The organism is Pedobacter ginsengisoli, assembly GCF_002736205.1.
In the GTDB taxonomy this organism is placed as follows: Bacteria; Bacteroidota; Bacteroidia; order Sphingobacteriales; family Sphingobacteriaceae; genus Pedobacter; species Pedobacter ginsengisoli_A.
On record NZ_CP024091.1, the window covers coordinates 4,035,769 to 4,050,439 of the forward strand.

A 14,671-nucleotide genomic window follows, 5' to 3' on the forward strand; every position below is an offset into this window, starting at 1 on the left:
AATTAAAGCATTATATTGATATTCAATTTGAATGTTATCCTATTTAAACAATTTTATAATCTTCCCAACAAATCGAGTTCTTAAGCTTGAAGCATGGCTTTCTTTTCCCGAAAAATTAACAGAATGCATCATCACATAGCAACGATCCAAGATATTAACTAAAGCATTCTTATCAATTTTAATTGTTTTGTAATCCAAAACAGAGGCCAGATTATTAAAAACCCAAGCATCTGATCTAACCATATAAACATCACTCATCTTGTTGCCTTGAATACTGACAACGGGATAAAAATATTTCCCATTCCATCCACTGTCTATAATAAACTTGACTACCGATTCAATTACACGATCTATAGATTTAGGGTTATCTTTGAGAACACGATTTGCTAAAATTAAACCTGACAAGATTGAGCTAAATCCCCATAGATGAATGCCTCCACCAAAATCCTTAGGATTATTTGTATATGGAACTATCCCTTCTTGATCAAAAATATCAACTACATAATTTGCGGCATCCCTAATTAGTTTATCTTGCCTAAATGCCGGACATACCCTTTCAGCATATGAATGCATCTCTACCTGCTGCATTTGGTGATAGTTATCAATTTTATCTTTTTGAGGAGATTTTATATCCGTTCTCTTTTGGTCATAATATGGCCAAAATCTACCTAAATATCTATCTGAATTTAACAGATTTATATCCAAATACTTTACCATTCCATTATATATACAAATTAACTCACTATCATTAGTTATATTTAATATTCCAAGGTAGTATCCTAATGCCCCACAAACAAAACTGGTTCCATTATAAACCATTACATTAGACGTTGAATATGGAGCATACGGAATATAATATCCTTCGTCACCACAGTTTATTGCATATTTCTTAATCCAGTTTATGGATTTGTCACAAGAATCCCTAACCTTATCATTAAACCCAAAAACCCGACCATATTCTACTGTGGCTAATAGTCCAATCATTTCTGGAGATGTACTTTCTCCCTTTTTGTGAAGCAAGCCAAAATTAAAATCATATCCAATATCATAACCTCCGTCCTCTTGTTGTATGGTGTATAATATCTCGAAAATATCATCCGCCCTAAACTTCCATTTAGAATCACTAGTGAATTCATAAAGCTTAATACAACCCAATAGACTTTGGTAAATTGTCTGGCTACACCATTTCACAAATGGCGGGTTTAATATCGCCTTCTTTATAAGTTGTTTCATTTACAATATTTTTCTGATACTTTACCTATTATTCTACCTGGAATACCAACAACGATTGAATCCTCTTCTATGTTTTTTGTTATTACAGACGATGCGGCTAACAAACATGATTTTCCAATTTTAACACCAGAAGTTATGGTAACCCCACTAGCGATCCAAGAACCAAAACCAACTATGATAGCCTCACCTACTCCTGGGGCAAAACGAGCACTACCATCTTTAAAGGTATGGTTACTACTAATTATTCTAACATATGGCCCTATAAGCACCTGATCCTCAAGAGTTACCCCCCCTCTCAACCCGCTTATCCAAGACCCGTGACCTATATATACATCATTCCCAATATTAATGTTATTTAGATGTTCGAGTTTAACTTGCAGGCCAACTTGAAAATTAGAACCACATTGTTTTAAAAAAGGTCTATACAGAAATCCCCTAATCATGCATCCGTAAGAATTTTCTGGGAACAACTGACCAAACAATTCAATAAATCTTAAAGGAAAGTATTTGAATGATAGAAGTAACCCAAAAATAAAAACTAATATTTTTTTTATCATGATGTATTATTTTGATTTTATTAACGATCTTAATTCTCCGAACGAAAATTTATAATATTTGAAAACTATTATAAGTGAGCTCATTAGTATAATTAATCGGAAAAGAAGATTAATATCCGCAACTGTAAAAATGCAAACAGCAATAACCACTAGAATAGCTTGACTAAATAAATAATCTCGATTTATCCCTATTTTGTTATTTATATATTTATTAATTAAATAAAAAAGTCCCACTTGGCCAATAAAAATAGAAATAGATTTACCTATAACAATTCCTATCAATTTATAAGTACTCAACAAATAAACACTCCCCATTAAAGTGATGATAACTAGGCAACTATTAAGAAAGAAAGATTTACTAAGATTTTTAGCCAATAAGATCATACTATTTATATTCCCAATACAGGCAATATTGTATCCAATTAATAATACACAAAAGGACAAATCATAAATCCGTCCTTTAATGTGAAAAGTGTTTAAGATATAGGAAGAAAAACACATTAAAATTACAGATATAACTAAATTTATAACAATAATTATGCGCCCAACCTTATTATAAGTTTGAATTAGAAGTTTTTCATCTCCTTGATGAATTATTTTAGAAAATGATGCTAATAAAACTTGCCCAATTTTTAGCGGAATAAATCTTACTGTTTCGACTAATTGTATTATAATAAAGTATCTTCCTAGTTCTTTAACATTTAATATTTTTAAGACAAAGATTTGATCTATATTTTGATATAAAAACGTAATTATTGTCATTAAATGAATAAAAAGTGAAAATGACCAAAAACCCCTAGGAATAAAGAAACCAACAGAGTTTGAATTAAAATGCCTTCGAATCTTGAAGGTTCCAATAATAATCATTAACACACTTGACAGGATAATAATACTTGATAGAAACATTATCAGCGAATCTTGATATTTCAAATTCAATATTGGTATTTTCAAGAAAATTAGGAGCAATATAATTCCTGTATTTAAAAAATTAGGCAGTTGAGTTATAAACGAAGCTGATTTATAATCTGCTTCCCCTTGCAAAAAATAAACCAAAATCTGCGCAACAATTACAGGCACCGACATTAATAATACATATATATTTTGGGATGACTTAATCTTATTATTCGTCAGATATTCAATAGACTGAGGGAATAACAACAAGACTAAAATGCAAATTAATAACAGCAACATGCATACGGCAGAATAAAATGTCAAAAAAGAGAATCTATCCTTCTTTAGGTCTATTTTAGGAACAAGATTAGTTAAAACTGATGATCCACCGAAAACAAAAAAAGAAGTTATCAAATTAAAGAGAATCATTGTTAAGGCAAAATCAGCAACATATGATCCTGTTGGATCATAGTAAGTAAAAAGCCAATTTCGTAATATAGCAATTGGACCTCCAATGAAAGAAAATAACAATACCCAAAAAGCTCCCCTTTTTATTTCTTTTGTAATATTTGTCATTTACTCCAACTTTAACGTTTCATTTACCATAGTATTCCAGCAAAAATGTTTTTCAATATATTCGATATTTTTGGCCCGCATATTTTCTTTAATGCTAGGATCTATCGCTATTAATGCTTGTATGGCATTTGATAATTCTATTGCAGAAAATTCGTTTACAACGATTCCATTATAATCGTTAATGACAATTTCATCGATGGCAGTTTTAAAGTCAGGATTCTTCCCAAAACCAACTACTGGTGTTCCACAAGATAACGATTCAATAAGGACTTGTCCAAAAGTCTCAATTTTGGTCGGTAAAACAGTAAGTTCGGCCTTTGAATATAACAATGGTAAATACTTTTTATGTGCTCCCAAGAAAAAAACTTTATTTTTCATTCCTTTACTCTGAACATACTGTTTTAAAAAAGGTAAATAAGGCCCATCACCCACAATATTTAATCTAACACCATTTAAATTTATAAAGCTATCTATTAATATTTCTAAGTTTTTCGCTGGAGCAATTCTTCCAACATATAGAACATACTTATCCTTTATTAGAGGAATTTCATTCAGTACTTCCTCAGGATATTGCTGTACATCGAAAATAGTTCTATCTACACCTGGCTGAATAACATGAATTACTTTACTCTTAATTCCTGTTTCTTCTAAAAGTTGTTTTTTCATCATCTTACTAAAAACAACACCAATTATTTTTGGGGATCCCATTAGGTTCCTATCAATACGCGATAACGAATATCTGTCCAAAATTTTTAACCCCTTAAAAATAGTTCTCTTAAAAAAACGATAACTACTTAAGTTTGAATACAAGCCATCAACGTTTAAGTTACTTGTAGTAGAAAAAATATGCTTAACCACCTTAACTCTATTACATCTTATAAGTCCAGCAGCAACAATCGAATTTCTAGACCAAATTTGGTCCGGATTATATGAATCTATTACTTTTTCAATTGCTATGGACGCTATATTTTTTATCCGTTTATGTAAAATATATGAAATTTTACTGCTCTCAAATGCGTACCTATAAACTGGAATTCCATCAACATTTGGATATTCATAAGCTCCATCAAAAGCTAATATAGCAACCTCATAACCCTGCTCCTTTAAACTCTTGGCTATATACCTTAAAGATGTTTCTACACCCCCGACTTTTGGAAAATAATATAGGCTGACTAATAAAATTTTCATATTCCTTTTTTCCCATATAATACTACCACATGGATAAACACCCTTTCGTAGTAACTTACATCACCAAAACGCTATAAATAAAGATTCAAGAGATAATATACTACTGAAATTATAGCCTGCCGTCTACTATCGCTCTATCTAGGCACGCCTTTGTATCAAAAATTACCCCATTATCTCGTTTTATCTTGTTATAGTCAATTTTTAAAAAATCACTATGTGCAACAGCAACTATAATAGAATCATAGATGTTTCCATCTATTAAACTATTTAAAATATCGATTCCATACTCGTGCTTAACCTCGTTAGCATCCGCCCAAGGATCGTAAACATCAACATCCAATCCAAATTGAACTAGTTCATGATAAATGTCAACCACCCTTGTATTGCGTACATCGGGACAGTTTTCTTTGAAAGTAATTCCTAATATTAACGCTTTTGATCCTTTAATTTTATGGTCCTTCTGGATCATTAATTTGACTACTTTATCCGCGACAAAGGGGCCCATATTATCATTAACACGACGTCCCGATAAAATCACTTGGGGGTGATATCCTAATGACTGAGCTTTATGAGCCAGATAATAAGGATCAACTCCAATACAATGGCCACCTACCAATCCAGGTTGATATTTGAGAAAATTCCATTTAGTTCCCGCTGCATCTATTACATCATTAGTATCGATCCCAATTCTGTCAAAAATCAAAGACAATTCATTAACAAATGAAATGTTTACGTCTCGTTGTGCGTTTTCAATTGCCTTAGAAGCTTCTGCTACTTTGATACTAGGAGCTTTGTGTGTTCCAGCAGTTATTATAGATCCATATAAATCGTCAACAAGATTGGCAATCTCAATTGTTGAGCCAGAGGTGACCTTTTTAATCTTTGTCAATGTATTTATTTTATCGCCAGGATTTATTCTCTCTGGCGAATATCCCGCGAAAAAATCTTTATTGAATTTCAATCCTGAAACTCTTTCCAATACAGGAACACATTCATCTTCTGTACAACCTGGGTAAACAGTAGATTCATAGATAACTAAATCTCCTATTTTCAAAATGCTCCCTAGCATCTCTGAAGCCTTAATCAATGGCTTCAAATCTGGTGCTTTAAATTGATCTATAGGCGTGGGTACAGTAACTATAAATATGTTATAATTCCTCAAGTCTTCCTTGTTAAAAGAGAACGACAGACCAATACCTAATGTCTCCTTTTTTTTATTGATTGCGTTACTCAAGTCTTGAAGGTTTGCTTCTTTAGTTCGATCTTCTCCCTGACTAAGCTCATAAACTCTAGACTTGTTGATATCAAATCCCAAGACATCATAGTTTTTACTAAATTCTATCGCTAGTGGCAATCCCACATATCCTAAGCCAATAACGGCAATTTTTGAACTACGAACAGTTATTTGCATTGTTGATTAATATTAAAATCGTTTAATTATATCTTTAAAAATAGCCTTGATTGTTCTATTACTATATTGGTTATCATCAGAATAATAACCGTAACCATATCCATATCCATATCCATATCCATATCCATGGCTTCCTCCCAATTTTACCCCATTTAGAATTATATTGAGCTTAGGAAATTTTTTATTGCGAAATAATACATTCATATTACTTATCTGATTCTTAAAGGTTACATTTTGTCTAACTAAATAAAATGTAGCATCTGCTAACTTGGCAAGAATCTGTGCATCTGTAACTAACCCAACTGGTGGGGTATCAATAAATACTTCATCAAAGTTTTCCTTTAAGTAATTTATCAAAATATCGATTTCAGGTTGAATCAACAACTCAGATGGGTTAGGCGGAATTGGACCAGATCCTATTACGAATAAATTCGAATTTATTCCAGAAGGCTGAATTATATCTTCTATTTCGGCCTTCCCAATTAAATAATTGCTTAAGCCAGTTTTATTTGCTAAATTAAGATACTTACTTACCTTGGGTTTACGTAAATCCAACTCTAACAGTACTGTTTTTCTATCACTAATAGCTAAAGCAGCCGCAATGTTAGTAGAGACAAAACTCTTCCCTTCCCCAGACATACTAGATGTCAATAGTGTGACACGTCCCTTACCTGAAGGATTTTGTTTTCCGTGCAAGAATTGCATATTAGTACGAATTGCGCGAAACTGTTCTGCAATTGCTTTACGACTATGTGCATTGACAACAATCGATTCGGTCCCTTCATTGTACAAAATTTCCCCCAAGATAGGTGCTTCTGTTAATTTATTTATATCAGATGAACTTTCTATTTTATTGCTCAATAAATCCTTGGCGTATAAATAACCAATAGGCAAAATAACTCCTAGAATCAGTGCAGTTAAAAACACAATTTTTCGCTTAGGATTAATGGGAGTTTTTGATGCAAATGCAGGATCTACAGTTCGACTATCCGCAACCGTAGAGGCATAAGATAACACAGCTTCTTCCTTTTTTTGTAACAAATAAAGATATAGTGTTTCCTTTATTGATTGTTGCCGTTTAATACTAATAAATTGACGTTCTTGACCAGGTAATCGTTTGATAGAATTTTGATATTGATCATTATAGCCTTGGAGTTCCCTTTTGGTATTAAGTAGTGAATTTGAGATATTTTCTACTGTTGAAAGAATTCCTGCTCTAGTAGTTTCAATTTGCTTCTCTATTGGCCCTAACAATGGATTCCCGGGTTGAGTGGTGGCCAATAATTTATCATGCTTGAGTTGCAAGTCACTCAATTGAGTGACTTGGCCTAACAATACAGGATCATTAATCCCCATAATACTAGGCAATTTCTCTCCTGCAGAATTAGATGTCACATACCTTTGAATATCTTTAACAACACTTATTTGCAATTCAACTTCATTAATCTTAGCATCATTTGACTTAACATTTTCCAAATACAATTGGGCGTCACTAGTTAGATCTGTTAATCCTCTACTACTTTTGAAACCTTCCACATCTTTTTCCACATCATTAAGCTCCCCGCTAATAAGCTTCAACCTCTCATCAATAAATACCATGGTACTTTGGGTAGTTTTATTTTTATCTGCTAGCGAAGCTTCATTATATACCTGGATCAAAGTATTCAAAATATCTTTCCCTCTTTTAGGAACAGTTGTTTCAAAGCCTAAATTTAGTACAGTTGACTGCTTGCTAGATAAAGCAACATTCAGAAAGCCTAAATAACGATCCACAACAAGTTGCGGATCATAAATGGTTATATTTAGTTCTTTCTTCTTCCACCCCTTAAAATTCTGATTAGTTGATATTTTATAAATACCTAGCGAGTTACGTTGCAACTCATTTAAGGTTCCGGTTATTCTTTTTCCAGTCTCTTGTTCTTCCAATAAATAAGTATCCTTAGATGGGAAAGTTAAAGCCAATACCTTACCATACCACAAACTATCCATTTGAACTACACCAATATCCACTGGCTTAATAGAATATGCATCGGAATTGATCACGCGCCCCTCTGCTTTGTAACCAATACTAAGATTCAGCCTATCTACAACTTTACGCATTAACGTTTTAGATTTAAGGATTTCAATCTCATTATCAACCACCTTTGAGCTACCGAAAAGATCTAACTCATTTAATAAATCCCCCCCACTAGGCACACCACCTTTTTTGTCGTCCTTAATAAGTAAAGTACTATTTACTACATAAACAGGCTCAGCATATCGCAAATAAAAGAATGCGAGCACTAGAAATAGCAATATGCTCAACATAAATACAGGCCAATGAAAAATATATTTGTTTAGAGTTTCTCTGATATTAATTGTCTGCTCATTCTCAGTAATAACGGAATTACCGTTGACATTATCTTCACTATTCATAAATCAATCTTAAAAACGGGAAATTAATAATGCAAGTACAGACAAAGCAGAAAGTATAATACTTACATTCCTATAACTTGAATCAACACTAGCATATTTAGCATTACCAGGCTGAACATATAACAGATCATTATTTTGCATATAATAATAAGGAGAATTAAAGAGTTCTTTACTTTGCATATTTAATCTAATGTATTCTCTTTTGCCTTGTTTCTCCCTAATTAGAAGCACATTAGTTCTAACAGCTGTAATATTTAAATCACCCGCCATGCTTATAGCCTCAGAAACAGTAACTCTCTCATTTTGAATAGGATAAACCCCGGGACGCGCCACATCTCCTAGCACATTAACTTTAAAATTCACTAAGCGTAGGCTCACTACTGGTTCTTTTAAATAAGCTAACAACTTATTTTGAATTAACTCTCGAGCTTTTATTGTTGTTAAACCTTCTACTTTAATATCACCAATTAAAGGCAACTGAATAGCCCCCTCTTGATCTACTGCAAATCCATTTGCTGTAAGCATTGGATCAATGGATGACGATCCATTTCCTTGAGAAGAACTTGTATTACCTAAATTAAAAATTGCGGATGCTTCTGGATTCAAACTAGAAACTGTAATTGCCAAGATATCATTCTTCTCGATCTTTAATACAGTTTTATTGCTAATCTGTTCTGTAAGTACGCTATCAACTGGCAAGTCCTGAAAATAAGGCACCGACTTATATTTTACGCCGCAAGAACTCATAAATAGAATTGCAGCAATCAAGTAAAAGGATTTTCTCATAGGCTTTCTAGCACATTTTTTAAATTTTTCAAAGATAACACTTAAAATTTACTCATTAATGATAAATAATCATTAATTCAGAGTACAACACTATACAAATTGTCTTTGTTTATAATTCAAACCCCCATTCACAAATTCCATACCATAAAGTCTTAAATTTTATACTTAGCTTCGTATTTGATTAATTATTCTAAAAAAAAGAACATGTTTTTTTTCAACAGATCCAGTAAATCCAAGTACACAGATTTTAGCTCAATTGGCATTGATATGCACTCACACCTGATTCCAGGAGTGGATGATGGTGCAAAGGACGTACAAGATAGTATTCAATTAATTTCCGGATTAAAAGAGTTAGGCTTTCAACATCTCATTACTACACCGCATACTTTACAAGACATACATCCCAATACTTCTGAAACCTTAAAGGACGGACATTCAAAATTGGAAGGTAAACTACCTGATGGAATTACATTAAATCTCTCCTCAGAGTATTACCTTGATGAACAGTTTCAGAATCAGCTAAATGAGGGTGGTATAATGCCCCTACATGGCAACCGGTTATTGGTTGAATTTAGTCAAATATCAAGACCTCACGATCTTGAAGAAGTATTCTTTGACCTAGGGATTAAAGGATATCAAGTAGTACTGGCTCACCCAGAACGATATTTGTTCTTTCACAAACAATTCGATTATTACAAACGAATTAAAGAAATGGGAGTAGAATTGCAGGTTAATGCATTATCCTTTACTGAGCATTATGGTAAGCACATCAAAGCAATTGCTGAAAAGTTAATCGAAAAGGATATGATTGATTTTATCGGTACAGATATTCATCATGTGAGACACTTGGACAGTCTAAAGAAAGTCCCAACCAGCAAACACTTTGCAAAATTGGTAGAAAGCGGGTTACTTAAAAACAGAGAATTAATATAAAAGCATTTACCAGGCGTTTTTATTCCCAACAAGAATTTGCCATATGGTTAAGAAAGTAATCTTTAGATCCAAAAGGAGCGACCAATTCTCAAGGTACCAGATATCTGCATCAACCCGTTCCTCCATAGAGCCATCCTCTCTGGTTTCACCACGCAATCCATTCACCTGTGCCCATCCGGTTATTCCAGGTAATAGAAAATGGCGTACCATAAACTGATCTATAAGTGCCGAATACTCTGCGGTATGCTGTAACATGTGCGGCCTTGGCCCTACAACCGACATATCACCCATTAACACATTAAAGAACTGTGGCATCTCATCAATACTATTCCTTCGCATAAAAGCCCCGATCTTTGTAATCCTGCTATCTTCCTTACTTGCTTGCTTAATATCAGAATCACCATTCACACACATACTCCTGAACTTCCAGCAATAGAAAGGTTCATTATGTTTTCCTGACCTTAGCTGCTTGAAAAAAACAGGACCCTTCGACTCCATCTTAATCAAAATAGCCATTAACGGTACCAACCAGCTCATCACAAAAATTACAACCAGCAACGAAAAAACAATATCAAAAATCCTCTTCACAACCTGGTTGATCATGATCTCTAAAGGCTCTGTTCGCGGACTAAGCACCGGCAAATGACCATACAACTGAACCATTACGTTCTTCTTAAAATAGTCTTTTACATCTGGCACCAGTTTAAAACGGATCATTTCCTTATCCGCACGGCGCATCAACTGGTTGATTTTACCAATAGCCCGATCGGGCAAAGCACAATAAACTTCCCTTATACTGCTCTCACGCACATAATCAATACATTCTTCAACACTTCCAAGAATATTCACCTCGTTACTCTTAAGAGCCGGATTGTCATCAAAAAAGCCAACCACCCGGTATCCCAGATGCGTATTCTTCTCCATGTACTTTCTCAGGTCAACGCCCAATGGCCCTGCCCCCACTATAACCACCTTTTTGTAATTGATCATTTTTGTCCTGCGCGAACGGCGAAGTAAAAGGAACCCTATTTTCACAAACAAAAGCAATGGAATAAATACCAGCAATGCAATTCCCATCAGCTTCCCGGAAATGCTAAAGTCTTTTATTGCAAATAATAAAATTGAAATAACGACTATAAAAAGCAATAATGACCCTAAAGTTTGCCTGATGGTTGGGATGGCATCTTTAACGAAAATGTCATTGTACAAACGGGTGATCTGGGTTACATTAAACCAGACAAAGTTAATCAGCAAAATATGAAGCAGGCTCGGATCTACACCTGTATACCCTAAAGTATGGTGCGTAATTGAATATCCAAAAAAGATAGACAGGTTAACCAGAAAAAGATCTAATAATATACTTATGGCTTTGTAGTAAGTACCGTACTTATCTATCATTTATCTGAATTTTGTTCTATTTTAATTTTATTTGGCCAAAAATATGGATTAAATCCACAAATGAAGCGTTTTAATTAGGCAAAATATATGGATTAATTATTGCTGATAATATCCTAAATTTGTCCGTCATCTATTATAAAAAACTTGAAGCAATACTTTATAGGTTCTTACAAGCGCCTTAAACAAACCAACATTTTATCTAACTTCATCAACCTAAGTAGCATACAGCTTTCCAACGCCTTGTTACTCATGCTGATCTATCCTATAATTACGCATATTATAGGAATTGAAGCCTTTGGGTTTGTTATGCTTGCCAATACCTTTTCAGGGCTCGCTAGTATCGCTATCAATTATGGTACCAATCAATCAGGAATAAGAGACGTCGCGATAAATATAAAAAATCCTTACGAGCTCCGAAATGTTTTTTATGTAACGTTCTGGATGAGAGTCCTCATTTTTATCCTGTTTATATTAACAGTTATTGGAATGCAATGGCTAAACATTAAATATTATACATTTATTGTTTTAGCCATACCCATAGTTATAGCCGAGGTTTTAAATCCTTTATTCTTCTTTACCGGAACCGAAAAGCTAAAACTATATAATATAGCCAACCTGATCTCTAAAGCGGCCATCATTGTATTGGTTATTGTAGTGATAAAAGGGCCGGAGGATGCTAAATGGGTAAACCTGATTATGGGTACCTCTTCATCCTTAACCTATATCGCGCTTTTGGGATATGCCATGTATCAGCATAAACTCACTTTTTTGATTCCCAAAAAGCAGGAAATGTTAAAAATCGGCAAGGAGAACTTTTACTTAACCATCAATAGCGTTTCCGTTCAGCTTCAGCAATCCTTAATGGTTTTTGCCCTCGCCAAATGGGGAAGCCCGGCCTGGCTTGGCGCCTACTCGCTTTGTGATAAAATTATATGGTCGTCCAGGATCATGATCATCTCTGTATCAAACGCCATCTACCCTAAAGCAGCCCAGTTTTATCAGGAAGGACCCAAATTATGGGAGGCATATATGAAGCGCATGAAAGGCTTGATGGCAATGATATTTTCTTTCGGATCACTCCTGCTGTTTATTATGCCCGGCTTTTTTATTCACTTAATTTCGGGTGAACATAATGATATGGCCATCAGTTTTCTCAGAATTATGGCTTTTGTTCCCGCTGTTGCAGCCTTTAATTCACTCAACGTTGTTGATCTGCTTCTGAAAAACAATACAAGGTCTATTTTTAACATCTCTATAATTCTTTTTATTATAGCATGCGTTGCCTGTTTCTTTCTGATGAACATTGCCAACTACCACTGGCTGGGGCTATATACTTTAATCGTAGAATGCAGTGCTTTAGCAATGTACGAGTATGTTATAAAAAAATCCGTAAACTATGACGCCCACAAACTTGCCTAAATCAATCGCCGTTATTTTAATAAACTGGAATAGTTATGAATATACCCACAACTGCATCCGGTCTTTAAACAATATGGGTTTTAAAGATTTTGACATCATACTTGTTGACAATGGATCAATGGATGGTTCGGATAACAAACTGGTTAAAGATTTTCCGGACATTATTTTTCTGAAGATAGTACACAATATAGGCTTTACAGGGAGCAATAACCTTGCGCTAAACTATTGCATTAACAGAGGGTACAAGTATTCAATGATGTTAAACAATGATACTATTGTTGAACCTGACTTTTTAGAGGTCCTCTACAACTACATAGAAAACAATCCTGATGTGGCTGCCGTACAACCTAAAATTTATTTTGAGCACGACAGGGGTCTGTTATGGAATGCAGGTTCCTATTTTAACAATTGGACAGGCCAGGCATCAACAGAAGGTTACAACAAAAGAACAACACCCAATTCAGATAAACTTAAAGAGGTAGACTGGATTACCGGCTGTGGCCTTTTAGTACATACGGACCTTTTAAGAACTGCAGGACTGTTAGACGAAAGCCTGTTTATGTATTATGAGGATGTTGACCTGTCTTTCAGAATAAAAAAATCAGGACTTAAATTAATGTACGTGCCCGATAGCGTTATATACCACATTGCGGGGGCTGCCTATAAAACAAAAAAGAAAACCAAAGAGGGAATTGTAAATCCTATTGTGCATTATCATAATGCACGCAATCAAATATGGATGATCAAAAGGTATTTAACCCCCTTGCAAAAGCTCACTGCATATCCTTATACATTTATGTACTTTGGGGCTGTACTTGTTTATTTCCTGTTAAGGTGGCGTCTGGTAAAATTTAAAACTTACCTGAAAGCAATTAAAGATGGCCTAAGTGGAAACATGACTGATAAATACGCTTTCGATCCTGAAGTTTAACCTGCCATATAGAAAGCGGCAAGCTCATCCCATGCTTTTTGGGCATCAAAACGGCTTTCTATTTCCACAATCTTATCTGAATTAAACAAGGTTAAGGGTTCAGAAAAATCCTTCTGCTCATTGTTCAGCACTATACAGTCTTTATTAAGCCGTGTACTCATTTCATAAGCTACCCTTGCAGCAAAGTCACCCTGTGTCTCTATATATCCTGAAGGAGCTAAGCTCATTACCGGATCCTTTGACACCGCTACCTGCTCTATAAAATAAGCGTAATAACTAGCCAGCAATTCCACATGAATGTTGTCTCTTACATAGTCAGGAGTATTTACTGACCTGCTTTCATTATTTAACCAACCCGTGATCAGGTAATTCAGAAACCTCTTCTCTTCAAAGGCACCAAATGGGTTACTGATAATGAACTTGCCAATATTTACATCAAACTGCCTTGCATAGTAATGAAAAAGATCGGAGCTGATAGATTTTGAAAGTCCATAGCCCGAAAAATGCTTTTGGGACTGGTTGCTATCATCAACCTTGTTAATATCTTCAAATACGGAACCGGTAATAACAAGTTTACAGCCCGTATCTTTAAGCGCTACAAAAACAGTATGGATATTTAAGGTATTTGCAGCAACTGCTTTTACAATATCGAAATCTGCTTGCTTGTAATTGGTAACTTCTGCTGCATGGTGACAAAGCACATCAAACTTTTCTTCTTTAAGCAGTTTAATAAATGTATTGTCGCCAAATTTACATCCATACACCGCATGCACATCTTTACCTAATAACCCGATCCTTTTTAAACGTTCTGGCGGATATGCCCCTGCATTTTCCCTGGTAAAAATAGCAGTAACATCATGCCCTTCAGAAATCAGTTTAGTCGCAAACCAATATCCTGTAAAAGAGCTGGCACCGGTTAATAATATCTTCATG

General features: G+C 34.5%; 12 protein-coding genes. 3 read left to right on the top strand and 9 right to left on the bottom strand.

All coding sequences use genetic code 11. From position 1 onward, the window contains the following. Positions 1-39: 39 nt before the first annotated feature. The 7 genes from CPT03_RS16560 to CPT03_RS16590 all read right to left on the bottom strand — a co-directional run bounded on the left by CPT03_RS16560 (position 40) and on the right by CPT03_RS16590 (position 9,057). A complete protein-coding gene (locus CPT03_RS16560; RefSeq protein ID WP_099439870.1) occupies positions 40-1,233 on the bottom strand; it encodes a hypothetical protein in 1,194 nt (397 codons plus the stop codon). After that, positions 1,230-1,790 (bottom strand): acyltransferase, encoded by a 561-nt coding sequence (locus CPT03_RS16565; RefSeq protein WP_099439871.1) that lies wholly within the window; start codon positions 1,788-1,790, stop codon positions 1,230-1,232. The genes CPT03_RS16560 and CPT03_RS16565 overlap by 4 nt, the downstream gene beginning before the upstream one ends. A gap of 6 nt (positions 1,791-1,796) precedes the next feature. Further along, a complete protein-coding gene (locus CPT03_RS16570; RefSeq protein ID WP_099439872.1) occupies positions 1,797-3,257 on the bottom strand; it encodes an oligosaccharide flippase family protein in 1,461 nt (486 codons plus the stop codon). Then, on the bottom strand, positions 3,258-4,445 hold the full coding sequence (locus CPT03_RS16575; protein ID WP_099439873.1) for a glycosyltransferase family 4 protein: 1,188 nt from the start codon (positions 4,443-4,445) through the stop codon (positions 3,258-3,260). A 109-nt stretch (positions 4,446-4,554) separates the two neighbouring features. Further along, positions 4,555-5,856, bottom strand: coding sequence for a nucleotide sugar dehydrogenase (locus CPT03_RS16580; RefSeq protein WP_099439874.1), 1,302 nt, complete (start codon positions 5,854-5,856; stop codon positions 4,555-4,557). 12 nt (positions 5,857-5,868) lie between these two features. Beyond that, positions 5,869-8,271, bottom strand: a complete 2,403-nt coding sequence (locus CPT03_RS16585) for a GumC family protein (RefSeq protein WP_099439875.1) — start codon at positions 8,269-8,271, stop codon at positions 5,869-5,871. A 9-nt stretch (positions 8,272-8,280) separates the two neighbouring features. Next, a complete protein-coding gene (locus CPT03_RS16590; RefSeq protein WP_099439876.1) occupies positions 8,281-9,057 on the bottom strand; it encodes a polysaccharide biosynthesis/export family protein in 777 nt (258 codons plus the stop codon). A 204-nt stretch (positions 9,058-9,261) separates the two neighbouring features. Here CPT03_RS16590 and CPT03_RS16595 point away from each other — a divergent pair, with 204 nt between their 5' ends. After that, positions 9,262-9,990 (top strand): tyrosine-protein phosphatase, encoded by a 729-nt coding sequence (locus CPT03_RS16595; RefSeq protein WP_099439877.1) that lies wholly within the window; start codon positions 9,262-9,264, stop codon positions 9,988-9,990. Positions 9,991-9,996: 6 nt separating this feature from the next. Here the strand turns inward: CPT03_RS16595 and CPT03_RS16600 are convergent, their stop codons facing one another. Then, entirely contained in the window at positions 9,997-11,388 is a 1,392-nt protein-coding gene (locus tag CPT03_RS16600) for an undecaprenyl-phosphate glucose phosphotransferase (RefSeq protein WP_099439878.1), read from the bottom strand. Positions 11,389-11,532: 144 nt separating this feature from the next. Between CPT03_RS16600 and CPT03_RS16605 the strand changes: the two genes are divergently transcribed. Together CPT03_RS16605 and CPT03_RS16610 are read left to right on the top strand one after the other, a co-directional pair. Further along, complete coding sequence (locus CPT03_RS16605) at positions 11,533-12,807, top strand: lipopolysaccharide biosynthesis protein (protein WP_157766475.1); 1,275 nt, start codon at positions 11,533-11,535, stop codon at positions 12,805-12,807. Continuing rightward, positions 12,785-13,738 carry a glycosyltransferase family 2 protein gene (locus CPT03_RS16610; RefSeq protein ID WP_099439880.1) on the top strand — a complete coding sequence of 318 codons (954 nt, stop codon included), beginning with the start codon at positions 12,785-12,787 and terminating at the stop codon, positions 13,736-13,738. The genes CPT03_RS16605 and CPT03_RS16610 overlap by 23 nt, the downstream gene beginning before the upstream one ends. Here the strand turns inward: CPT03_RS16610 and CPT03_RS16615 are convergent. Continuing rightward, positions 13,735-14,670 (bottom strand): NAD-dependent epimerase/dehydratase family protein, encoded by a 936-nt coding sequence (locus tag CPT03_RS16615; protein WP_099439881.1) that lies wholly within the window; start codon positions 14,668-14,670, stop codon positions 13,735-13,737. The genes CPT03_RS16610 and CPT03_RS16615 overlap by 4 nt on opposite strands. Position 14,671 lies beyond the last annotated feature (1 nt).